Origin of the sequence: Mucilaginibacter pankratovii (assembly GCF_014773265.1) — a bacterium.
Taxonomy (GTDB): Bacteria; Bacteroidota; Bacteroidia; order Sphingobacteriales; family Sphingobacteriaceae; genus Mucilaginibacter; species Mucilaginibacter pankratovii.
In genome coordinates this window covers 52,190-75,259 of record NZ_JACWMY010000012.1, presented here as the reverse complement: position 1 = coordinate 75,259, position 23,070 = coordinate 52,190, and the positions used below count along the sequence as shown (strand labels likewise).

Genomic DNA, 23,070 nt, shown 5'->3' with positions numbered 1-23,070 from the left:
GTGGAGAGTAATGAAGGCGGATCCCTAATCTACAAATAATACTTCTCCCCATCCGTTTTTATCTTGCCGGCATCCAGCAGCATCCGGAGGGTTTCTATCTTTTCTTTTCCGGAGCCCAACTTAAGGGTAGTTATCAAGTCACCGATAGTATAATTGTCAACGCTCAGCAATTGCACGATCTCGTTGGTGATGTTCTCAAAAATCTCTGCTGCATTTTTCTCCCGTTTTTCGGCAAGGCAAACGTCGCATACGCCGCATTTGGCGGCGTTGGGTTCGTCGAAGTACGCCAGCAGCATTTGGCTCCGGCAGCGTTTGTGCTCGGCATAGGCGAAAACCGCCTCCATTTTTCGGCGGTAGGTGGCTTTCCTGGTTTCTATATCAGCCTTATTAATAAATACGTTGTTGGCTTGCTGCCGTGCCCTTATCCAGGTTATCTGGGGCTTATCGGTTTGCGGCAGGTAGCTCAGCACTCCAAAGCTTTCTAATTTAGTTAAACCCTCTGCCACCTGCTGCACGCTCATGTTGGTACGCCGCGCCAGGTCGAACTCCTTTAAACGCACATAATTTTCAAATGCGCCACCGTAGGAGCGCAGCAAGGTTTTAACGAAGGGATCCCAGCCTGGGTTTTGGATCTGGAAGTTGTACAGTTCTTCGTTCAAAACCTCAAATCTGAACCGTGAGGGTAAAAACACACTCTCGCTGAAAGCGATGTACTCGTTCTGCTCTAAAAATTTTAAGGCGTTAATGGTTTTAATGCTGTCCAGTTTGTAGCGGCTGCAAAAATCGCCCAGGTCGAGGTCAAAGTTGGCTCCTTCGCCGGTATCGTAGGCTACCTGGCAGTAACTACCCAGGTAATGATATATCTGCTTTATCTCTGCTACCGAAGGGAAGTTCTGCAAAAACATTTGTTCCTTCCGCAGCCTGTCGCTAAGGTTGTATAATAATATCCCGTAAGCTTTCTGTTCGTCGCGGCCCGCCCTGCCGGCTTCCTGGTAATAAGCTTCCAGGCTATCGGGCATTTCCAGGTGCACCACAAAACGCACGTCCGCCTTATCTATCCCCATGCCGAAGGCGTTGGTGGCTACAATAATGCGGTTACGATTGTTTTTCCAGGCTTCCTGCTTTTCGGCGCGTTCGTCGGCGCTTAGGCCGGCATGGTAAAAATCGGCTTTAATGCCATTATCAGTAAAAAACTTGGCCACCTCGGCTGTACCCTTGCGAGTGCGCACATATACGATACCGCTTCCTTTAATATTATTGGCAATATCCAGCAGGTTGCGGCTTTTATTTTCGGTATGGCGCACCACATAACTGATATTTTTACGCGCGAAACTTTGCTGATAAACAACGCTGCCAGACTTAAAAAGTAGTTTCTCCTGGATATCCGCCCGTACATCTGAAGTAGCTGTGGCAGTAAGCGCGAGCACCGGCACATTGGGATGTAATTCGCGCAGATCGGCAATGTGCAGATAAGGCGGGCGGAAATCATAACCCCATTGCGAGATACAGTGCGCCTCGTCTACCGCAAACAGGTTTACCTTCATATACTTGATGCGCTCGCGCACCAGTTCAGACAGTAACCTTTCGGGCGAGAGATACAAAAACTTGGTGTAGCCGTAAATGCAGTTATCCAACGCAATATCCACCTCGCGGCGGCTCATGCCCGATACAATGGAAACTGCGTCGATGCCTTTTGCTTTCAGGTTCTCCACCTGGTCTTTCATCAGCGCGATGAGCGGCGATACCACGATACAGATGCCATCCTTAGCCAACGCGGGCACCTGGAAACACACCGATTTACCGCCACCCGTTGGCAGCAGTGCCAGCGTATCATGCCCCTGCAATACCGACGCGATGATCTCCTCCTGCATCGGCCGGAAGTTATCGTGCCCCCAATATTGTTTGAGTATTTCGCGTGTGGTCATGGGAGTTATTGTTCTGTAAATCTTTCCGCGGGAAGCATTGGGGGCCTATTGCACCACCGCCGTATTCTAAAACAAGCCTGTTGTTTGCTACGATAAACAAGCACGAATCCCGCGAATATTTTATTTTCGTACTATCTGCCATAGGTTTGTCGAATACCTGAAATGAGTAAATGCCCATACCGCTCCTTTTAAAGCCGATGGTTGCTGGCTCATCATTAAATATCGATATACAGTTAGCCTCTTCGAGCTTTTGCCTTAACTTATTCACTGAGGCCTTCGTCCAACCTAAAGCTGTAATTATCGAGTCGATTCTTCTGGAATCATCAATTGCATATCTGTCTTGATGAGCGTTATCAATTGTAGGGTAAACTTCCAATCGAGTTATTCTGTCACCATCAAACTCGATGTCAACTTTTTTACCTTTAAGCACAATACTTTCGAAATAATGCTTCGCGGCGTAAATCTCTTTTTGTTTGGCATTAAAGTTTTCTATCAACTCCTGTCGGCTATATGTTTTATCATTCGCGCCAAACGGATCGAAGAAATAAGAAACGATCCGGTGAATGCCAAAATATATTATGGCGAGAACAACTAAGATCATGACAGTCCGGTATAAAATCCCAAGCTTGTTTTTCACGAAACCCTATTTATAATTAGTCGGCGTTTATAAAAAAAGCCCGGCAAACGTCGGACTTAATTAGCCTCACCTAAATCCTCTCCAAAGGAGAGGACTTAAGCTCAATAGTGGCTATAGTTTCTTGCTCCCTCTCCTTTCGAGAGGGCTGCGGTGAGGCTTTATCTGCTCTTAATATCTGTATACTCCCTATCCGTTGCACCAACATAAATCTGGCGCGGGCGGCCGATAGGCTCTTTGTTGGCTTTCATTTCTTTCCACTGGGCAATCCATCCCGGCAGGCGGCCCAGGGCAAACAGCACGGTAAACATATCGGTAGGGAAACCTAAAGCGGTGTAAATAATGCCCGAGTAAAAATCTACGTTAGGGTAAAGCTTGCGCTCTACAAAGTATGGGTCGCTCAGGGCAACCTCTTCCAGTTTTTTGGCAATTTCCAGGGTTTCGTCCTGTATGTGCAGCTTCTCTAAAATATCGTCGCAGGCTTTTTTGATGATCTTCGCCCTTGGGTCGAAGTTTTTGTACACGCGGTGGCCAAAGCCCATCAAACGGAACGGATCGTTCTTATCTTTCGCTTTTTTGATCCATTTATCGGTGTCGCCGCCGTCTTCCTTTATTTTTTGCAGCATTTCTATCACGGCCTGGTTGGCACCACCATGCAGTGGGCCCCAAAGCGCAGAGATCCCTGCGGAAATGGACGCGTACAAATTAGCATCAGACGAGCCTACAATGCGTACGGTTGAAGCCGAGCAGTTTTGTTCGTGGTCGGCATGCAGTATCAGCAGCTTGTTCATGGCGCTTACCACAACCGGGTCTATCTCAATCTCTTCGGTACGCTGCCCAAAGGTCATATGCAGAAAGTTGGTTACATAATCCAGCCTGTTCTGCGGGTAAATAACCGGGTGCCCCAACGATTTTTTGTAGATCCAGGATACGATGGTGCTCATCTTCGCTATCAGCTTAATGATCTCCAGGTTCACCTCTTCGGTACTTTGCCCCTGCTTAAGCGATGCGGGGTTAAAAGCGGCCAGCGCTCCAATTAAAGATGATAGTTGCCCCATTGGGTGCGAGCCCGAGGGGAAGCCATCAAAAAACTTCTTCATATCCTCGTGCACCAGGGTGTGGCGGCTTATCTCCAGTTCAAAGCTTTTTAATTGCTCTGTAGTAGGCAAGTCACCATATATCAGCAGGTAGGCTACTTCGGTAAAGGTGGAGTTTTCGGCAAGCTGCTCTATCGGGTAGCCGCGGTACTTCAGTATCCCCACCTCGCCATCTAAAAATGTGATAGCGCTTTTTGTGGCCCCGGTATTTTTGTAACCCACATCAAGCGTTACATAACCGGTAAGGTCGCGCAGCTTTGATATATCGATCGCTTTTTCGCCTTCAGTACCCTCAATCACCGGCAGATCGTACGTTTTATCACCAATTTTTAGTTGTGCAGTGTCAGACATAGAAAATTTAGTATTTGCAACAAATGTAAATAAATATGCGTACTAAACAGCTTCAAGATAAATTTACCGTTTGTAAAATTCTTAACGTAAGTTGGCAGCTTTTTAGCGTATATTGTTTCGTGCAAATTAAAAACTACTTAATAGATGTCATTTAGAGAGCGAATCCTGCAGTTAATTGAAAATGACAATACCATCTACAGGCTACTTTTATTAGGGTTGCTTATTGCCGGTCCATCGCTGCATTACCTGTGCTTTTACAATTCTTACGATCCCGTTTGGCTGCGTGCCATTTGCTCAATGTTGAGCGCAGCGGCGCTGGCATTGTCCTTTACCCCATACAAAACCGCTTTCCGTTGGCTGGTTTATACCACCATATTAGCTTACCTGGTTATTAATAATGGCATTTTGCTTGGTGCTAACGGGTTTGAGCATGTGTACCTTTTCAGTTCTATCACCATATTTATTTCATTAACGTTTTTTTGCAACAGGCGCTGGGAATTTGTTACCGTTAGCGTGCTGAATTTTATTGCCATCCTTGGCGCTTACTACTATTCCCCAAAGCTGTTTATATCGGGCGGTGTGCTTGTTGTTTTGCTGGTTGTTTTTACGCTTATTGCCTATGTATCATTCTTTGTGATGGTGAGCTACCAGATGCAGTTTAAAAAAGCGCTGGGCGAGGTATTACAGCTAAACGAATCGCTGGTAGAGAACGATCATAAGCTACGCGCCAGCCAGGCACAACTGCACGCGCTTATCAGTTCGGTAAACGATACCATTTTTGAGCTGGATGAGAATATGGTATGCCTTAACGTTTGGTTTGGGCCGCACAGCCCATCCTACTTAGCTGAAGATCACTTTTTAAATAAAAGCCTCCTGGAGGTGGTGGGGCCGGAACAGGGTGTTTACTTTGAAAATGTTTACCATGGAGTTATAAAAAATAAAGAGACCGCCACTATAGAGTTCCCGTCGCTGTATGGCAAGCCAAAGTGGTTCATGTCTAAGATCTCGGCAGTATTTGACGTTAATGGCAATTACATGCGCCGCATATCCGTAGCGGTTACCGATATTACCGAACAAAAAAGGCGTGCCGACGCCTTAAAAGAAAGCGAGGCCCTTTTACAACAGGCTCAAAGCATAGCAAAAACAGGTAACTGGTGGTTTAATGCCATCACGCGCGAAGATTATTGGTCCGACAATCTGTTCACCGTTTTAGAGGTTGATAACATCCCGGGCGAGTTTGACAAGTTTAGATACTACATGAGCCTGGTACACCCCGACGACCTGGAGCGTACCTCGGCATATTTTACAAATATCACCACCATAACAGAAGCCAGCCACGAGCATAAAATGATTACCCCGAAAGGTAATTTAAAGTATATTAAAATATTACGGGGCGCCCTGCAATACAACGAAGATGGTAAACTACAACGCATAGTTGGTATTATACAGGATGTTACCGATGCCCGCCTGGCCGAAAAAGCGGTAAAAATAAGCCAGACAGAACTGCTGGAAGCTCAAAAGATAGCCAAAATTGGTAACTGGAAGTTTGATAACACCACAAAAAAACTTGCCTGGAGCGATGAAGTGAACGCAATTTATGAACTGGACGAAAGTGAGGCCTCAATATCAATAGCAGGCAGAACCCTGATCAAATACATTCACCCGGATGATGTTTATGTGATCAGGAACTTATTTAAAGCTGCATCGGATGTAGCGGTGGAATATCGCATTATTACCCCCAAAGGCAATTTAAAGCACGTGAGTGTAATTACCGGCAAGCTAATGCTGCGCGAAGACGGCACCGTACGTAAAATTGTAGGCACCCTGCAGGACATCACCCAGCGCAAACAGGCCGAAATAGAGCACAAAAGCACGGAGAATAAATTTCAGCAGGTGCTGGAAACTATTAAGCTGGCGGCGCTATCCCTGGATGCTAACGGCAATGTTATTTTCTGCAATAAATACCTGGCCCACCTGGTGGGCTATCAGCAGGGTGAGATACTGGGCATGAACTGGATGGACAATTTTGTACCCGAAGACCTTCGTGAAATGATGACCGCCTGGTTTGAACACAATACCGTTGCGCCACATTTTGTAAACCCTATTATTTGCCGTAACGGAGAGCAGCGCATCATCAGTTGGCAAAACACCATCAGTTATGACGATGATGGCAAGCTTAAAGGCACAACCAGTATAGGCGAAGATATTACCCTGCAGCAGATAGCAAGGCAGGAACTCATCACCGCAAAGGAACAGGCCGAGCGATCCTCACACTTTAAATCAGAGTTCCTTTCTATCATGAGCCACGAGATTCGCACGCCGATGAACGCCGTGATAGGCACCACCAACCTGCTATTGTCAGAAGACCCTCGCCCCGAGCAATTAGAATACCTTAACACCCTTAAATTCAGCGGCGAAAACCTGTTGGCCATCATCAACGATATATTGGATTACAACAAAATAGAGGCGGGCAAGCTGGTATTGAACAATTCGGTTTTTAACATTCACCACCTGGCGCAAAACGTCAGGCAGTCGTTTTATGCCAAAGCGATAGAAAAAAACCTGGAGATAGAATTAATAGCCGACAGCAGCATCCCCGAATACCTTGTAGGCGACCAAACACGGCTTGGGCAAATATTGATAAACCTGGTAAACAACGCCGTTAAGTTTACCAAAAAAGGCAAGGTAACTATTGCACTGGAGAACCAACAGCTAAGCGATAAAGAAATACTGATTAAATTTAAAGTTACCGATACCGGCATCGGCATAGCACCCGGGAACCTTGGCGTTATCTTCGATCCTTTTATACAGGAAGAACAGGTAATCAATAACGATTACGGTGGTACGGGCCTTGGCCTGGCGATAACCAAGCGGCTGGTAGAGCTTTACAATAGCACCATACAGGTAAGCAGCGAATTGGGCAAAGGCACACAATTCAGCTTCCCGGTATTGTTTGACCTGGCAGCGCAGTTAACCGCTCAGCCCGAAACAGCTCCACATACACCGTTGCCGCCAAACCTTTACGGTATGAATATTTTGGTGGTGGATGATAATAAGATGAATATCATGATAGCCTCCAAGTTCCTAAAAAAATGGCAGGCTAATGTAGATGAAGCCCTCAACGGACAAATAGCGGTGAATATGGCTACCGAAAAAGTATACGACCTGATTATTATGGACCTGCAAATGCCTGTAATGGATGGCTTCGAGGCCTCGGCTATTATTAAGGAATCACAGCCCCAACTGCCTATTATAGCCTTTACCGCCGATGCCATGCCCGAAACACACGCTAAAGCTTTTGAACACGGGATGTGCGATTACCTTACCAAACCATTTGTACCCGAGGATCTGTTCGGCAAAATATCAAAGCATTGCAAACCGGCGGTTACTGCACCTAACGGCTTGGTTTAGCTGCGATTAGTTTGTGCGGATAGCCTCAACCGGATCCATACGCGAAGCGCCATACGCCGGGATGATACCTGCAATGATACCGATGGTTAGGGAATAGCTTACGCCGGTTATGATGTTATCTATATCTAAAATGATTTGAAGATCCGTTGCTGCCTTTACGCCAAAGGTGCCCAGGTAAACCAATCCGATGCCTATAAGGCCCCCAATCAGGCACAGGATCATGGATTCGATGAGGAATTGCAGCAAAATAAAGTAATTTTTCGCGCCAAGCGATTTCTGGATACCTATGATGTTAGTACGCTCTCTTACCGATACAAACATGATATTGGCCACGCCAAACCCACCTACCAGCAGGGAAAATAAACCGATAATAAACCCGCCCTTATTCACTATCCCAAATAAGCTGTCCAATTGATTGGTGATAACGCTCGATTTGTTCAGCGCAAAATTATCTTCAGCGCCGGGGCGGATACTTCTTACAGAACGCATGATACCACGGATCTCACTTTCCACTTCGTCTTCCGATAGGTTATCTAACCCACGTACAACGATAGAAGGCTGGTATTTTTCGTTCTCCACGTCAATAACGTTCTTGGCAAAATTCAGGGGCACCAACACTTGCTTATCGGTTGATATGCCCAGCATATCATCGCCCTGCTTGGTAAACACGCCTATAACGGTAACCTTGCGGCCCATAATTTTTATCTGCTTGCCTACCGCATCGCCCGCCGGAAAAAGATTTTCGGCAATATCATAACCTATCAGGGTAATTGGGGCACCTGTACGCGCTTCAATCTCGGTAAAATACCGCCCGTCTTTAAAATCAAAGTTGATCACCTTGTCGTGCTCAAATGATACGGCACCTATCTGGGCACCATCAACCGTGTTGCTGCCATATTTTACAGTGCGGTTATCAATACTGATATCGTACGATATGGCTTTTGCGGTTTGGCTACGGCGGCGCACCTGCTCGTAATCGCGCAGTTTGGCCACCGGGCGCTGCATGTATTTCCACCAGGGGAAATTCTCTTCGCCTACCCACGGCCATTTCTCTATATAAATACTGTTATTACCCAGCTTGTTTACGCTTGCCTGCAGGTTGTTACGCAAAGTATCCACTGCCGAATACACCGCTATAATGGTAAATATACCAATGGTTACCCCCAATAACGATAGCATGGTTCGCAGCTTATTTTGCCTAAGCGCATCGTATGCAAACAGGAAACTTTCGCGGATAAGTTTTAATATGATCATATCAGTATTTTTCTGTGTAGAGGCCCGTTTAAAGCCGCCCTGTTAGTTAACAAAACCGGGGTAACATTTGGTTAGACCGCTATTAAGGCTTTAAGTTACAGCAATTTTAATAAAAGTATTTTTTCTGCAATCAAAACGAAATGCAAAAAAATCGGTTAATCTAACAAAAAATCCGTACATTTGCGCCCTGAAAATTCATATATAAAGCATGAAATTATCCCAGTTTAAATTCAATTTACCCGAGTCATTGATCGCTCATTCTCCATCAGATATACGCGACGAATCGCGTTTAATGGTCCTACACCGCGATTCGGGCAAAATTGAGCATAAAATATTCAAGGATATACTGGATTATTTTGACGACAAGGATGTAATGATCCTGAATAATACAAAAGTATTCCCTGCGCGCATGTACGGCAATAAAGAAAAAACAGGTGCTACCATCGAGGTTTTTTTGCTACGCGAACTTAATAAAGAACTACGCCTTTGGGACGTATTGGTTGACCCTGCACGTAAAATACGCGTTGGCAACAAACTATATTTTGGCGACGACGACCTGCTGATAGCCGAGGTTGTGGATAATACCACCTCGCGTGGCCGTACCATCCGCTTTTTGTTTGATGGCACCGACGAGGAGTTCCGCCGCAATGTGGAGATCCTGGGCGAGACACCGCTGCCAAAATACATTAAACGCAAAGCCACTGCCGACGATAAAGAACGCTACCAAACCATATTTGCCAAGCACGAAGGCGCTGTTGCGGCCCCTACCGCAGGCCTGCACTTTAGCCGCGAGCTGATGAAACGCCTGGAACTGAAAGGTGTTGAATTTGCCGAGGTTACGCTGCACGTTGGCTTAGGCACCTTCCGCCCGGTAGAGGTGGAGGACTTAACCAAGCACAAGATGGATTCGGAGCAATTTATCATCGAAGCAAAACAGGCTGATATTGTAAACAAAGGCATCGAACGTAAAAGCCGCATCTGCGCTGTAGGCACCACCTCTATGCGCGCGGTTGAATCTGCCGTATCTGCAGGCAAATCCCTGAAGGCCGCTAACGACTGGACCAGCAAGTTCATCTTCCCTCCATACGATTTCAGCATAGCCAACAGCATGATCACCAACTTCCACACACCAGAATCAACCCTGTTGATGATGGTAAGCGCATTTGGTGGTTACGAGCATGTAATGAACGCTTACGAAGTTGCAGTGAAAGAAAAATACCGCTTTTACAGCTACGGCGACGCGATGCTGATCATCTAATTTTAGAGGTTTCGGAATTTCGATTTCGGATTTATATATAATGTCATTTCGCAAAGCGGGATGACATTTTTTTATGCTTCAAATCGTAATTTAGCGGCCATGCAAATCACAAATCCGACATCCGAAATTCGAAATCCGAAATGCTACGCTATCATCGTGGCCGGTGGCTCGGGTACGCGGATGCAGTCGGCTTTGCCTAAGCAGTTTTTAGAATTGAACGGTAAGCCGGTACTGATGTATACGCTGGAAGCTTTCCACAATAGCGCCGCCTCTCCGGAACTTATTTTGGTACTGCATGCTAACTATCATGTGCTGTGGAAAGAACTTTGCGCTGTGCATAACTTCGCTATAAAGCACACATTAATTCCGGGTGGCGAAACACGTTTTCATTCCGTAAAGAACGCCATTGACCAGATTACCGATAAAGATGTGCTAATTGCTGTACACGATGCGGTAAGGCCGCTGATAGATCCGGCTGTAATAGATGAGGCTTATCGCTACGCGGAAGCGCATGAAAGCGCCGTAGTTGCCGTTAAAAGCCGCGACTCGGTGAGGCAGCTCACCGGAGATACATCGCAAAGCTTAAACCGGGATGACATCTACCTGGTGCAAACCCCGCAAACCTTTCAATCGGCGCTACTGAAGAAAGCTTATGAGCAACCGTACGACCAAAAATTTACCGACGACGCCTCGGTAGTAGAACAAGCCGGTGCGCAGATACACCTGATAGAGGGTAATTACACCAACATTAAGATCACCTTTCCCGAAGATATTGCCATTGCAGAGGCGCTTATAAACAAAAAACCATCAGCCTAATTGGCCGATGGTTAGTTTTATTTGATCGTGGGTTGATTATCAGGCCCTCCTGATAACACCTAATAAAAGTGCGATAATGGCTATAACCAATAATACGTGGATAATGTTGCCGCCAAACGGACTTACGAATGCGCCAAATACCCAAATAACAACCAGGATAACAGCGACGATGTACAATAAGCTTCTCATGTTTTAATTTTTTTAAGTTTAGTTGAATGTATAAGTGTTAAAAATTCAAACTCATCCCAAAAAGCGATATCATGAAATAATGCTTTTTGGAATTGGTTTGTATGTTAAAATATCGTACCGGATATTAAACCCGCTGAAGCGGTGATCAGGCTCTCCTGATCACTCCAAGCAATAAAGCGATAATGGCTATCACTAATAATACGTGGATGATGTTGCCTGCATGATTAAAGAAAAATCCGAATATCCATCCTATAACCAGGATAACGGCAATTATGTAAAGTAAGCCTCTCATGTTGTTGTGTGTTTATATGTTAATATTTAAGTAGATTATTAACCACAATACCAAAATCATTCCAAAAAATTATAATAAAAAAAAGAACGCTGCGTTGCAGCGTTCTTTTTGTATGCTAAAATATTACAGCGGCCGTTTACACGGGCTGTAACATTGCTCAAGCCCTTCTTATCACCCCCAAAAGTAACGCGATAATGGCAATTACCAGTAAAATGTGGATCAGGTTGCCGGAACCGGCGTAGAAAAATCCGAATACCCATCCGATTACCAGGATGACAGCGATGATGTACAATAAGCCTCTCATAGTGTTGTGTTTTTTGTAATGTTTAAGTGTAGATGTATATAATCACCCTAATACCAAAATCATTCCAAAAATGTGTTGCGGGGGCCAAATACCACATTGTAAGTAGCAGGGCACAAAAGAGACATAGCGCCACAACCAATAGTTACAGCACATTGCTAAGCATTATGCTAAACAAAAAAAGCCCCCGAAAATCGGGGGCCCTACAGTATTATGCAATTATGTAACGGAGACTAATACTCGTCTTCGTTAAAAAAGAAGTCGTCTTTGGTAGGGTAATCCGGCCATATCTCTTCTATATTTTCATAAGGCTCTCCATCATCTTCCAGTGCCTGCAGGTTCTCAATAACCTCTACCGGCGCTCCGGAACGGATAGCGTAATCAATTAATTCATCTTTAGTTGCCGGCCAGGGCGCATCTTCTAAGTGCGATGCTAATTCAAGTGTCCAATACATGCTTTTATATTAATTGGTAAATTTCCGTTTTCGCAAAAGTATAATATTTTTAAATTGATTTTTACTATTTTTTTGTAATTTTTTTATAGCCTTGGTATCCAGTTATTTTCGGGCACCCCGGCGTCATTTCCTACCTTCCGCGCCAGCGTAAATAAATAGTCGCTAAGGCGGTTAAGATATATATTCACCTGCCCGTCTACCGTGCTTTCTTCCGCCAGGTGAACGGTTAAACGTTCGGCACGGCGGCAAACACAGCGCGCTATATGGCAGTAAGATATAACATTATTACCGCCCGGCAAAATAAAATGCCGCAACTCGGGCAAAGTTTCGTTCATCTTGTCCATTTCCTGCTCCAGTAGCTCTATATCCCCGGGTTTCAGGTCGGGGATCACCATGCGCGATTTCTCCGGATCGGCCGCCAACGAAGAGCCTATGGTGAACAGCCTGTCCTGTATCTCCTTCAAAACATCCTTATCGTGGGTGGCGATGGACTGGTCGCGGATGAGGCCGATATAACTGTTCAGCTCATCTACGGTACCATAACTTTCTATACGCAGGTGATGCTTGGGCACACGGGTACCACCAATGAGGGAGGTATAGCCTTTATCGCCTGTTTTGGTATAAATTTTCATATAAACAATTTCACTAATGGAGCGAATTTCACGAATTAAATAACACGAATTTCACGAATTGTTCGAGTTTTACGAATTAATTTACGCTTATTACCGTTATATGTATTTATCTGCGGCATATCATTTGTGTAAATTAGCCGCATTCGTGAAATTCGTGTCATTATGAAACTCATTATATCCACCGCTAAAATTGCCTTTATTTGCCTGCTTGCCGTACCCTTGTTTAGTTTTAAATGCAATAACGGCACAACAGCCAAGGCACCTGCACCCCCGGCGCCTACCCCCTCTTTCAGCAAATTTTTGAGCGAAAAACAGTATAACGACCTTTTCCCCCAGCGTGATAAATTTTATACTTACCAGGCCTTTATAAAAGCGGTTGACGATATGGCGCAAATAAAGGTGCAGGTTACCAGGCGGGCGGTATCGGTATACCAGTTCATCCGCACCGATAAGCGTACCGGTAAGGACAGCATAGTGCGCCAGGACGGCGACTGGAACGAACCCTGGGCAAAAGAAAAACCTGATAGTGTTTACCTGGTAAATTACGGCGGTTTTTGTACCGATAAGGATGCTATCACCAACAAACGTGAGCTGGCCGCCTTCTTCGCCCAGATAGCCCACGAAACCCGCCACGGCATGAACGGCAGCTATACCGACGGTTTGATGCTGACCCACGAGGATAACACCAGCCTGCAATACATCAGCGACAGTGACGAATACCCACCTGTAAAAGGGCAAAAATATTATGGCCGCGGGCCGATGCAGATCAGCTATAACGGCAACTACGGTTACGCGTCGGATTGTATCTTTGGCAACAAGCACGTGTTGCTGGATAACCCGGCGCTGGTGGAAACAGACCCCGTAGTGGCTTTTAAAACCGCCATTTATTTTTGGATGACACCCGAAACCCACAAACCATCGGCACATGATGTAATGATTGGCAAATGGCAGCCAAATGCCAAGGACAAGGCCGCTGGCCGCACGCCCGGTTTCGGAATGACGATACTGATTGTAAACGGCGCCCTGGAATGCAACAAAGGAGAAGACAACTACAGTATGAACGATCGTATTGGCTTTTACCAGTTCTTCCTTAAAAAACTCGGGGCAACCGACCCAAATTGCGCCTGCAGCTGTGGTAAGATGGCGGCCTATAGTTATTGATTAATTGTACTTTAGTGGCGATGATGAAACTATCTAAAGATAATTTGGGCTATTGGCGAGCTTTTGGGATAGGTTTCTTAGTAATACACTCGTTCTTCATCATTTTTGTGATCTCCATGAATTTTTGGCCCGTATATTTGGTTTATGCTTTTTTCGCATTGATGCATTTCGCGGTAGGAAAAGTGTGGCGATACCTTTTTATTGCTGATGTTTTTATTAATACCGAACAGAAAACTGTGGTGTTTAAAGGCAATGATAAAGTAACCGAAGTAAGCATTGCTGAAGTTATAAACTACCGAACTTATTTTGGCATTACAGATGTTTTAGTCTCTTTGAATGGCAGCGATAGCAAATTCTATTTCATGCCGAATTCAAAAGAAAATCTTAAATATTTAAACAAGTAGCCAACCACCGTCTCTTCAGGCGTCCACGCCTGAAGAATAGAATTTGTAAGCGTCCACGCTTACCTTCATACTCGCAAGCGTGGACCCTTGCGATGTTTAGGTTCAAGTGTGGACCCTTGAACCGGCGATTTTTAATAATAAATAATGCACAAACATCTACACAAAGCCATTTTCTTCGCGATACTATCAGCGTGCAGCCTCCTATCTCATGCCGCTTCGAAACCCGATACCACCAAAATATACCCCCATCGCCTCGCATCCTTAGGCATCATAGGCGACACTGCTGACGTACAAACACCCACCAGGCTTGGTGTAGTGATGATGGGTGGCGGTAAAGATGTGGATGCTGCCTTTAAATGGATGATAAACCGCAGTGGCGGCGGAGATGTGGTGATCATCCGCGCATCGGGCACGGCGGCTTACAACCCCTACGTTTACGAATTAGGTAAAGTAAACTCGGTAGAAACACTGAAGATAGATTCGCGCGAACTCGCTGATAACGATACCGTGGCAAACATCATCCGCAATGCCGAGATGCTCTTCATCGCCGGCGGCGACCAAAGCAACTATATGAAATACTGGCGGGGCACCAAAACCATGGATGCCATCAATTACCTGCTCAATAAAAAACATGTACCTGTTGGCGGTACCAGCGCAGGCTGTGCCATCCTTGGCGGTTTTTACTACAGTGGCGAAATTGCCAGCCTCACGGCGGATACTGCGCTGGCCAACCCCTATCACAATTTGGTGAAGCTTTATAACAACGACTTTATCCACGTACCCTACTTAAAAAACGTCATAACCGATCAGCATTATGTAACCCGCAGCAGGCAGGGCCGTCATGTAGTTTTCCTTGCGAGGATAGCAAAAGACTGGAACGTAAATACTAAAGGAATTGCCGCCGATGAGCGCACTGCCGTTTGTATGGACGAGAACGGGCAGGCCATAGTATTCGGCAGTAGTAAGGCATATTTCCTATTGCCCGATTCTAAGAAACCGCCCGAAACCCTCGCTCCTGGCAAACCGCTTACCTGGAACCAAAACCAGCAGGCCATAAAGGTTTACGAGATACAAGGATCAGACACCGGCGCAGGGCATTTCGATCTGGCGAAATTCGACCCTGGTAAAGCCGCCGGTTGCAACTGGCAGTGGTGGTGGGTGCAGGATGGGATTTTGCATAAATAATGTTACAGATATACCTATCTTATCAGATAGGTATATCTGTAATTCATCGGGTTGCCGAATTTTTTCAGCACTAAATTCTTCTTCACTTCCTTAATATCCGTAATGCTATCGCAAACGCCTTTCCTTATAATTTTGATATATTGAATCTTTTCAGCCGGCGAGGGGTATACAACCATCGAACCGGGACGCACAAAAAATTCTTCTTTCGGAGCTAATTTATAACCTACGCCGGTAAAACAACTATTATAAACCTCGTGAGATTTAAATCTTGCGGAATCCAATTGATTTCTTGGATAGATTAGTAAGTCAATCCCAACGGAAAAAGATACGGTGTCGGTAGTTTGGTTTTTAACGTATAAGGAATAACCCGGATCGCATGCTGTTAACAACAGCACCGCTAAAAGTGAGGGCAGCAATAAAATAGACTTTCTTAGGTTGAACATGTAATTAGGTATTAGGTACGTACTATAGGCAATATACAAACAAAAAAGGTCTGGATGCAAAACGCCCGGACCTTCATACTTAAAATATCTTAGTTATTATTCACTCTTCCCTACCAATGTCCATTTATAAGTGCTACCGTCTTTCACAATACCAAAGTAATCAAACGTTCCGGTAGCACGGTCGCCGGCGGCATCAAGGGCATCGGCGCCGGTTACGCCGGTATCTTTGTTAGCTTCGGCTACAAAAAGGGTTTTTATTTTGGCAAAGTCGGTTGTGCTGCCGTCGGTACCTTCCAGGGTATAGGCTATCGTCCAGAGGGCATCGTAGGCCGCTAAAGCGTAAGCATCCGGGTCGATACCGGTTTTAGCTTTTATACGGGCAGCTAATGGTTCCCATTTGCTTTTCAACGCATCGGGCAAGCCAAATGAAGGCGCAAAAAAGCCGGTTTTAATGGCAAACTCGGCAACAACCGGGTCGGTTAACAGTGCAGTGCTCAGCACTACGCCATCCCCGCCGTACCATTTAATACTGTTGAGGGTTGGCTCGGCACTGGCCAGTTTAAATAGCTCGATACCTTCATCAAACGAGGCAAGATAAATGGCGACTTTGCCAGCACCCTTAGATGTGGTTAAACGGGCAACTTCAGCTTTAATGCTGGCCATAACCGATGCATAATTGGCCGAAGTAATTGGGTACGGTGCAATGGCACTAACCTCACCGCCTTTGGCCGTAAATGCGGCGCCTGTTGACGCTTGCAGGCCCTTGTTGCCGGCATCATCGCGGGCAACGGTAACTAAACCTGTGCTGCCTTGTTTAAAAATAGTGGCACCGCTTGCAGCTCCTTCAATTTTATCTGATGGGCAAAAACGGAACACATTATCACCGGCAATAGCAAGGCTGCCCGCGGTGCTGCTCTGGCTTACCACCAGCACATCGTGGGCGTCAGCCTCGGGCTTTACAGTGGCAAGCTCGGCGCTCGATTGGGGTCCGATAACGAATTTTACGCCACGGTCCTTAGCGTCAACAAATAGCAGCCTGGCGGTTTCGGTTTCCAGTTTGGTATCTGATATGGCTACCTCGATGTGGAATTTAGCATCTTTTTGCGCGAGATATTTATTAATATCCTCCTGCGCTAGCTCCAAGGCAGCCCTTGAAGTGATGCCCAGCGAAGACCAGTTGCCCGTAATGGAGAACAAGCCCTGCACCTTTACAGGCTGCGACACAATAACTTTTGTTGATTTGGCGCAACTTTGTACAAGCAAGGCAACGGCGAACAATGCAATAACGGGGAGTAATAATTTTCTCATTTAGTAACAGATTGTTTAATGGCGTAAATTAAGCAAAATTATCGTTCGGCAATAAACACTTTGGTACTGACCCATAGCTAATTAAGTATTGCTTTAATTTTTTACCGTGGTATCGCTCTCCATCCGCAGGCTTTCTTTATGGATAGAGTTCATTAATTCGGTAATAAATTCCGCAGAAAGCCCTTCTTTACTGCCTGCGGCAACTGCCCTATCAACCACCTCTTTAAAACGGGCGGGCTGCAATGGTGGTACATTGTTCTTCTTTTTGTAAACCCCTATCTCCTGCACAATACGCTGCCTGCTGCCTAAAACACTGATGAGCAACTTATCCAGCGAATCGATCTTTTTACGGCTGGAGCTTAACTCCTGGTTTATTACAGCAGTGCTTTTTGTTTGGGCGGAGGCCGCAAAACTTAAAATCAGACAGCAGGATACACAAAGAAAGGCTTGTTTGATATATTTCATGGCTACGCGTTTTAATTAATAGTGTAAAATACACAAAATAATTTAGCCGCCTGTTGCTATATTTAGCCTGCTTAAATTGACACACATAATGAGCGAGTTTTTATTTGATACAAAAGGGCTTTCGCAAGACACTATCGACAACTTCCAGGCTACCTATGATGAGCTGCGGGCGCATTTTAATATGCAGCTTACCGGGCATATCAATTTTCACCTGGAAGATTTTGACGCCTTTAACCAATACCATGATTATAACCTGCTGGGCTCCTACGTTATCAAAAACGGCCGCAGCGATTGCTACATCCTGTTTTTAGATACCCATTCCAAAAAAGCCCACGAAGGGTTAATAACCGATCATTTTGAATACCAAACCTGGGCCCTGGCATACCTCAAGCGCGATTTTGGCCGGGTAAAGATCCGCCCCGAAACGCTGAGAGATAAACTCGCCGAGCTGATACACCCGCTGGAGCTGGATTTTAAGGAAGACAAGGCCTTTAGCGATACCTTCTACGTAATGGTGAACGACCACGCCAAAGCCATCACCTGCATGGACCGCCATTTCCGTAATGCCGTAATGGATATCCGCGAGGATGATTTTGTAATAGAGATCGTGAACCATACCCTCGTCATCGGCAACAAAAAACCCATTACGCCCGAGCGCGCCGTTTATATGGCCGAGTTTGTTTGTAAGCTGGCGGAGGTGTGTTGAGGTGCAAGAAAAAATAAAAACGTCATGCCGAATTTATTTCGGCACCCCACACGGCAGGTCAACGAGCACGCAAAGCGGCTTAGCATAGTGGTTACTTTTATGATGGGGTGTTGAAACAAGTTCAACATGACGATTTTTGATTTTGCTAAGCCCCTATTTCAATACCGCCGGTAAAATATACTGCTGCATAATTTTATCTGCCTGCGGGTGGGCGTAGCCTTCGTTGTAGGCGGTTGCGGTGATGACAACTACCAGCGGCTGGTCTTTAAAAATAAAAATTTTGTTGCCGCCGTTGCCGGTACAGTACCAGGTTTGGTAATTTTTATCGCCAATGGTATAGGTTTTATTCCAAAACAAGTAGCCGTAACTGCCGGGGCCAACCACATCTGCCGGTAAGGCAATTTGCTTGGTGAATGATTTTTGCACCCATTCCTTCGGGATAATTTGCTTACCGTTCCAAACCCCGTTGTTTTTGTACAGCTGTCCGAATTTGGCAAAATCCAACGCTCTTAGCCTGATACCGCCTGCGGTACTCGGTACATGCTGCGGCGTGTATGGCCATTGATAACTTGTGATGCCTAATGGCTTAAGTAATTTATTATCGGCATATTTCTCCAGTCCGCCGGGTACTTTTTGGTTGAGGATATCCCCCAGCACCACAACGCCAGCGGTAAAATAGTTCCAGCTTTTGTAAGCTTGCTTGCTGCTGTCCACCTTCAGGTCCAGCGCGAATTTCACCCAGTTAGGCAGCGAGTACATATTATTTTCGTTGCCCGGGGAATTGTCATCGTTATCATTCGCATCAATAACCGAGCTCATAGTGAGCAGGCTTTTAATAGTAACACTATCCTTTTTGGGCGAATAGTTCTGGAAGTTCTTCAGGTTGTAAAAATCGCCCAGCGTTTGCTCTTCCGATTTAATGTAGCCATCTTTAATAGCGATCCCCATCACCGCAGAGGCAAAAGTTTTACCTACGGAGCGCGGATCGTGCAGGGAATCGCGGCCTTCGTTAAAATATTCTTCTATCAGCAGCTTGCCATTTTTAATGACTACAATGCCGCTGATGTTTTTAAATTTATTTTGGGCGATCTTCTCATTCATGCCCATAATCAGCTTTTTATCATAAGCCTCGGCAGAAACCGGCCAGCCGCTGTTAGGCTTAATGGCCTGGATCTGTATATCCTTCACCTCCGCAGGCGGTACAATTATCTTTAAATCGCCTTTGGCAATAATATCCCCTACTTTAAGCGCAGGGATGGTAATGTACGGCCGAAGTTCTATCCTTAATGTATGCGTGCCGGTAGTTAAGGCATCCTCGCCGCCGCGCACCATCATGCGGCCAAACAGGTAACGGCTCCACATATCCTCGTGACTGGTGCTAATGAGTTTGATGCGCAAAGCCGTGCGGCTGTTTTTTATCCGTGCGTAACCGGCCCCTTTATTCAGATTTTCCTGGTATATCTGCTTATCATCGATATAAAAAGTAAATTGGTAATTGCCCTGGTTCAATTGCTCCAAAGTAAGTTGGGGCGATAGCTGGTGTTGGTAATTGGTAAGCGAATTACCCATAAAAGCACACATGCTGAGGTTGTTTTTTGGGTTTAATACCAGCTCCTGCAAAATGTCGGCATCTTTTATTTGCGACACAGGGATGGTATCGTTCAAAAAAACAATGCGGCCGATGTTGGCCTTGTGCCGGGTTGCAGTAATAGCTTCCGGCTCTACAATGTTTGTGGTTTGCGCGCTTGTTTTAAGTGCAATTAAACAGAGTGCCGCTATCAGAAGATGTTTTATGTTGATTTGCATGTTTTCAATTTTTGATGTTACCATGCAAATCTCCGCTAAATTAAACCTGCAAAATAGAACAGAATTAACATGCCCGCATTAAAAGCTTGCGGTACGCGGTAGGGTTTGCCTGGTTAAAGCTTTTAAAGCTACGCAGAAAATGGCTCTGGTCGGCAAAGCCGCAGGTAAGGGCAATATCGGTTAAGGATAGGTTACTGTTGGGCAATAAGGCAAAGGCTTTTTCTATCCGCAGCTTGCGGACGTACTCTCCCAGGTTACAGTTGAAATATTTACAGAAATCCCTCGATAAATGTACCGGATGGATCTGCAGCATGGCCGATAATTCGCTTAGCGTAAATTTGCCGGCGATATTATCGTTTAAAATTTCCTTTAATCTGCCAACCCAAAGCGGCGTTTGCTTAGCCAAAGCTGTGCTATCGCCCTGCATTTGCGCTAATGCCTGCAGCAGCAATGCCTCGGTGGAAAGCGCTGTAAGGCCGTCCTGCATCTTGGCTTCACGGAAGATCTTGTAGAAAAGGAATTTCACATCGGGGTTTGCTACGGCGAAACTGCCCTGTAAATTATCCCTGTAAAGTTTGAAATTATTGAACCAGCTTTCGTTCAGTTCGATATGGAAACCCCTTGTGAAACCTTTGGGTTTGATGTTGTAGTGCGCATCCTGCCAGTTGTGGAACAGCAGGCTGCCGGCGGTACAGTTGTAAACTTCTTTTTTGCTGCCCTCGATAACTTTTCCGTCTAAAATGAAAGTAAAGTAGGCATTATCGTGGTAGTGCCAGTCTACCCTGTCGTGCGTGTATTCCGTATCGGTAATGGTAGCAAAATCCATGTGGATGGTGCTGTTGGTTTGCCCGTAAAAGCGACCGGTTTTTAAATTTTCCACAATTCAAGTTCTTATTGGCATATCGGTGAGTTTACTCACCCCGAATGCGCTACGCTGTTCGACCCTCTCTTCGCTACGCGGAAAGAGGGAGAGAAAATTTTTTATTCCTTCCCCAAATCAATCCCCGCAGCTACACTATGCTGGCGTACAGTTTGGATGTTGGTGTTCAAGTAGTCCTTCTCTACCAAACCATCGCGCATACGTACTATACGGTGGGCGTGCTGGGCTATATCCTCCTCGTGAGTTACCAGGATAATGGTATTGCCTTTAGCGTGGATATCTTCTATCAGGCCCATAATTTCTATGGAAGTTTTGGTATCTAAGTTACCCGTTGGCTCATCTGCCAGGATGATGGATGGATCGTTGATCAATGCACGTGCCACGGCTACACGCTGGCGCTGACCGCCGGAAAGCTCATTAGGGCGGTGATCGGTACGGTTACCCAAGCCTACATTTTCTAAGGCAGCCTTGGCACGTGCCCGGCGTTTTTCTTTGCTGATGCCCGCGTAAACTAACGGCAGGGCAACATTATCTAAAGCGCTGTTGCGCGGTAAAAGGTTAAATGTTTGGAAAACGAAACCGATCTCGGTGTTACGCACTTCGGCTAATTCGTTATCCGTCATGTGGCTTACGTTGATACCATTGAGGATATATTCGCCTTTTGTTGGGGTATCCAGGCAACCCAAAATATTCATCAGGGTAGATTTACCCGAACCCGATGGCCCCATTAGCGCCACAAACTCGCCTTTGTTGATAGTTAGCGTTACCGATTTTATAGCATGTATGATCTCGGCACCAATAACGTACTTACGGCCGATATCTTTGATAATAATAAGTGGCTTTTCCCCGGTTTTTAATGGCGCGTCCTTGGATTTGTTCAGTGGTATCATCCGTTTTTCTTTCTTTGACAGTAAGGGGGGTAGAAATGTTACAGGAGAAGGGATAAAAGATTTGAAATGGGAAATGAAAACCTATTGTCATTTAGCCTCACCCTGCCCTCTCCTTTGGAGAGGGTTCCTATATCTTAAAGTCCTCTCCTTTGGAGAGGATTTAGGTGAGGCTAAAGCTCCCCCTACTTTATCACCTTCGCTACCAAAAAGTGGCTATTATCATGGTCAGGAGCGTTCTTCAGCGCTTCTTCGGTAGTTATCACCTGTTTCACAACATCTTCACGCAGTACGTTGGGTTCATCTGTCATATATACCAATGGCTCTACGCCGGTGGTGTCCACCTCGTTCAGCTTATCCATAAAGCCCAGTATCTTGTTCATATCGGCAATCATTTCGGCCTTTTCATCGGGGGCGAGTTCCAGCCGGGCCAGGTGGGCTATTTTATCAACTGTTTGTTCGTCTATGGTCATGCTCTGCTAATTTATTGCTGATGATGGCGTGCACTTCGTCGCGCAGGGCGTCGGCATCATCAATAGTTAAATGCGCCGTTTCTATCGGCTTATGTACAAATATATTACATACACCCGGTTTCGAGCCATATTTCAGCCCGTCGTCCCATAAAATTTCCCAGATGTTTAATGATGTTACCGGTATAATGGGGATCTTTAGTTCGATAGCCATCCTAAAGGGGCCATTTTTAAATTCTTTAAGCTCGGGTGGATAATGATCGGGGATGGTAGCTTCGGGAAAAATGATGGTGGTGACGCCGCTTTCTAAACGTTCCATCACTTTTTTAAAGGCCCGGAAGGACGCGATCTTGCTTTTACGGTCAACCGGGACGTCCACCGTTCGGAAGAAAAGACTCGTCACAAAAAAATCGGCCAGTTCCTGTTTGCCCATAAAGCAGCAATCGTTGGTTTTTACAAAAATGCTCATGGCCGTAATATCCAGGTTGCTGGTATGGTTGGGGCAAATAATGTAGGTTTTGCTCCAGTCGATAGGTTGCTCTACCTCGAAGCTATATATTATACCCACGCAAAATGAACTTACAATGCCCCATACCCGCCGCAGCGCGTTCATGTATTTATAGCGGGATGGCTTTCGCGAAAAAAAATAGAAGAAGGGGAATAATATTATGTACGACACCCCCACGCTAAACATATAAAGGTACACGTGCACTTTCTTCAATATCATTTTCATCAGCCTC

At 45.6% G+C, this 23,070-nt stretch carries 24 protein-coding genes; 7 read left to right on the top strand and 17 right to left on the bottom strand.

What is annotated here, in order from left to right:
• Positions 1 to 29 precede the first annotated feature (29 nt).
• The 3 genes from IDJ77_RS21330 to IDJ77_RS21320 all read right to left on the bottom strand — a co-directional run bounded on the left by IDJ77_RS21330 (position 30) and on the right by IDJ77_RS21320 (position 4,007).
• Positions 30 to 1,925 (bottom strand): RecQ family ATP-dependent DNA helicase, encoded by a 1,896-nt coding sequence (locus IDJ77_RS21330; protein ID WP_191191012.1) that lies wholly within the window; start codon positions 1,923 to 1,925, stop codon positions 30 to 32.
• A complete protein-coding gene (locus IDJ77_RS21325; RefSeq protein WP_191191011.1) occupies positions 1,882 to 2,526 on the bottom strand; it encodes a hypothetical protein in 645 nt (214 codons plus the stop codon). Before IDJ77_RS21325 ends, IDJ77_RS21330 begins: the two co-directional genes overlap by 44 nt.
• 194 nt (positions 2,527 to 2,720) lie before the next feature.
• Positions 2,721 to 4,007, bottom strand: coding sequence for a citrate synthase (locus IDJ77_RS21320; RefSeq protein WP_191191010.1), 1,287 nt, complete (start codon positions 4,005 to 4,007; stop codon positions 2,721 to 2,723).
• A 144-nt stretch (positions 4,008 to 4,151) separates the two neighbouring features.
• Here IDJ77_RS21320 and IDJ77_RS21315 point away from each other — a divergent pair, with 144 nt between their 5' ends.
• Positions 4,152 to 7,418 carry a PAS domain-containing hybrid sensor histidine kinase/response regulator gene (locus IDJ77_RS21315; RefSeq protein WP_191191009.1) on the top strand — a complete coding sequence of 1,089 codons (3,267 nt, stop codon included), beginning with the start codon at positions 4,152 to 4,154 and terminating at the stop codon, positions 7,416 to 7,418.
• Between the two features lie 6 nt (positions 7,419 to 7,424).
• Here IDJ77_RS21315 and IDJ77_RS21310 read toward each other — a convergent pair whose 3' ends face one another.
• Positions 7,425 to 8,672 carry an ABC transporter permease gene (locus IDJ77_RS21310; protein ID WP_191191008.1) on the bottom strand — a complete coding sequence of 416 codons (1,248 nt, stop codon included), beginning with the start codon at positions 8,670 to 8,672 and terminating at the stop codon, positions 7,425 to 7,427.
• A 208-nt stretch (positions 8,673 to 8,880) separates the two neighbouring features.
• Between IDJ77_RS21310 and queA the strand changes: the two genes are divergently transcribed.
• Together queA and IDJ77_RS21300 are read left to right on the top strand one after the other, a co-directional pair.
• On the top strand, positions 8,881 to 9,930 hold the full coding sequence (queA, locus tag IDJ77_RS21305) for a tRNA preQ1(34) S-adenosylmethionine ribosyltransferase-isomerase QueA (RefSeq protein ID WP_191191007.1): 1,050 nt from the start codon (positions 8,881 to 8,883) through the stop codon (positions 9,928 to 9,930).
• 99 nt (positions 9,931 to 10,029) lie between these two features.
• Positions 10,030 to 10,746, top strand: a complete 717-nt coding sequence (locus IDJ77_RS21300) for a 2-C-methyl-D-erythritol 4-phosphate cytidylyltransferase (protein WP_191191006.1) — start codon at positions 10,030 to 10,032, stop codon at positions 10,744 to 10,746.
• A gap of 39 nt (positions 10,747 to 10,785) precedes the next feature.
• Here the strand turns inward: IDJ77_RS21300 and IDJ77_RS21295 are convergent, their stop codons facing one another.
• From IDJ77_RS21295 to IDJ77_RS21275, 5 genes are all read right to left on the bottom strand, one after another.
• Positions 10,786 to 10,935 (bottom strand): lmo0937 family membrane protein, encoded by a 150-nt coding sequence (locus IDJ77_RS21295; RefSeq protein ID WP_191191005.1) that lies wholly within the window; start codon positions 10,933 to 10,935, stop codon positions 10,786 to 10,788.
• A gap of 145 nt (positions 10,936 to 11,080) precedes the next feature.
• Positions 11,081 to 11,227, bottom strand: coding sequence for a lmo0937 family membrane protein (locus IDJ77_RS21290; protein ID WP_191191004.1), 147 nt, complete (start codon positions 11,225 to 11,227; stop codon positions 11,081 to 11,083).
• Between the two features lie 157 nt (positions 11,228 to 11,384).
• Positions 11,385 to 11,531 carry a lmo0937 family membrane protein gene (locus tag IDJ77_RS21285; RefSeq protein WP_191191003.1) on the bottom strand — a complete coding sequence of 49 codons (147 nt, stop codon included), beginning with the start codon at positions 11,529 to 11,531 and terminating at the stop codon, positions 11,385 to 11,387.
• A 230-nt stretch (positions 11,532 to 11,761) separates the two neighbouring features.
• Complete coding sequence (locus tag IDJ77_RS21280) at positions 11,762 to 11,983, bottom strand: DUF2795 domain-containing protein (protein ID WP_002996718.1); 222 nt, start codon at positions 11,981 to 11,983, stop codon at positions 11,762 to 11,764.
• Positions 11,984 to 12,066: 83 nt separating this feature from the next.
• Complete coding sequence (locus IDJ77_RS21275) at positions 12,067 to 12,615, bottom strand: cob(I)yrinic acid a,c-diamide adenosyltransferase (protein ID WP_191191002.1); 549 nt, start codon at positions 12,613 to 12,615, stop codon at positions 12,067 to 12,069.
• 162 nt (positions 12,616 to 12,777) lie between these two features.
• Between IDJ77_RS21275 and IDJ77_RS21270 the strand changes: the two genes are divergently transcribed.
• From IDJ77_RS21270 to IDJ77_RS21260, 3 genes are all read left to right on the top strand, one after another.
• On the top strand, positions 12,778 to 13,776 hold the full coding sequence (locus IDJ77_RS21270) for a chitinase (RefSeq protein WP_191191001.1): 999 nt from the start codon (positions 12,778 to 12,780) through the stop codon (positions 13,774 to 13,776).
• A gap of 20 nt (positions 13,777 to 13,796) precedes the next feature.
• Positions 13,797 to 14,180, top strand: a complete 384-nt coding sequence (locus tag IDJ77_RS21265) for a hypothetical protein (RefSeq protein WP_191191000.1) — start codon at positions 13,797 to 13,799, stop codon at positions 14,178 to 14,180.
• Between the two features lie 144 nt (positions 14,181 to 14,324).
• Entirely contained in the window at positions 14,325 to 15,365 is a 1,041-nt protein-coding gene (locus tag IDJ77_RS21260; protein ID WP_191190999.1) for a cyanophycinase, read from the top strand.
• 14 nt (positions 15,366 to 15,379) lie between these two features.
• On the opposite strand, the gene IDJ77_RS21255 is transcribed toward IDJ77_RS21260, so the two are convergent.
• The 3 genes from IDJ77_RS21255 to IDJ77_RS21245 all read right to left on the bottom strand — a co-directional run bounded on the left by IDJ77_RS21255 (position 15,380) and on the right by IDJ77_RS21245 (position 17,581).
• A complete protein-coding gene (locus IDJ77_RS21255; RefSeq protein ID WP_191190998.1) occupies positions 15,380 to 15,808 on the bottom strand; it encodes a hypothetical protein in 429 nt (142 codons plus the stop codon).
• Positions 15,809 to 15,904: 96 nt separating this feature from the next.
• On the bottom strand, positions 15,905 to 17,116 hold the full coding sequence (locus IDJ77_RS21250; RefSeq protein ID WP_191190997.1) for an ABC transporter substrate-binding protein: 1,212 nt from the start codon (positions 17,114 to 17,116) through the stop codon (positions 15,905 to 15,907).
• Between the two features lie 93 nt (positions 17,117 to 17,209).
• The gene (locus IDJ77_RS21245) at positions 17,210 to 17,581 is read right to left on the bottom strand and encodes a chorismate mutase (RefSeq protein ID WP_191190996.1); all 372 of its coding nucleotides are present in this window, start codon (positions 17,579 to 17,581) and stop codon (positions 17,210 to 17,212) included.
• Between the two features lie 88 nt (positions 17,582 to 17,669).
• Here IDJ77_RS21245 and IDJ77_RS21240 point away from each other — a divergent pair, with 88 nt between their 5' ends.
• Positions 17,670 to 18,287 (top strand): hypothetical protein, encoded by a 618-nt coding sequence (locus tag IDJ77_RS21240; protein ID WP_191190995.1) that lies wholly within the window; start codon positions 17,670 to 17,672, stop codon positions 18,285 to 18,287.
• Between the two features lie 153 nt (positions 18,288 to 18,440).
• Here IDJ77_RS21240 and IDJ77_RS21235 read toward each other — a convergent pair whose 3' ends face one another.
• The 5 genes from IDJ77_RS21235 to IDJ77_RS21215 form a co-directional block, all read right to left on the bottom strand.
• Positions 18,441 to 20,093, bottom strand: coding sequence for a serine hydrolase domain-containing protein (locus IDJ77_RS21235; RefSeq protein ID WP_191190994.1), 1,653 nt, complete (start codon positions 20,091 to 20,093; stop codon positions 18,441 to 18,443).
• Positions 20,094 to 20,157: 64 nt separating this feature from the next.
• The gene (locus tag IDJ77_RS21230) at positions 20,158 to 20,973 is read right to left on the bottom strand and encodes a helix-turn-helix domain-containing protein (RefSeq protein ID WP_191190993.1); all 816 of its coding nucleotides are present in this window, start codon (positions 20,971 to 20,973) and stop codon (positions 20,158 to 20,160) included.
• Between the two features lie 101 nt (positions 20,974 to 21,074).
• Entirely contained in the window at positions 21,075 to 21,863 is a 789-nt protein-coding gene (locus tag IDJ77_RS21225) for an ABC transporter ATP-binding protein (RefSeq protein WP_191190992.1), read from the bottom strand.
• A gap of 182 nt (positions 21,864 to 22,045) precedes the next feature.
• Complete coding sequence (gene gatC / locus IDJ77_RS21220; RefSeq protein ID WP_191190991.1) at positions 22,046 to 22,333, bottom strand: Asp-tRNA(Asn)/Glu-tRNA(Gln) amidotransferase subunit GatC; 288 nt, start codon at positions 22,331 to 22,333, stop codon at positions 22,046 to 22,048.
• The gene (locus tag IDJ77_RS21215) at positions 22,308 to 23,063 is read right to left on the bottom strand and encodes a lysophospholipid acyltransferase family protein (RefSeq protein ID WP_191190990.1); all 756 of its coding nucleotides are present in this window, start codon (positions 23,061 to 23,063) and stop codon (positions 22,308 to 22,310) included. Before IDJ77_RS21215 ends, gatC begins: the two co-directional genes overlap by 26 nt.
• Between the last annotated feature and the right edge of the window lie 7 nt (positions 23,064 to 23,070).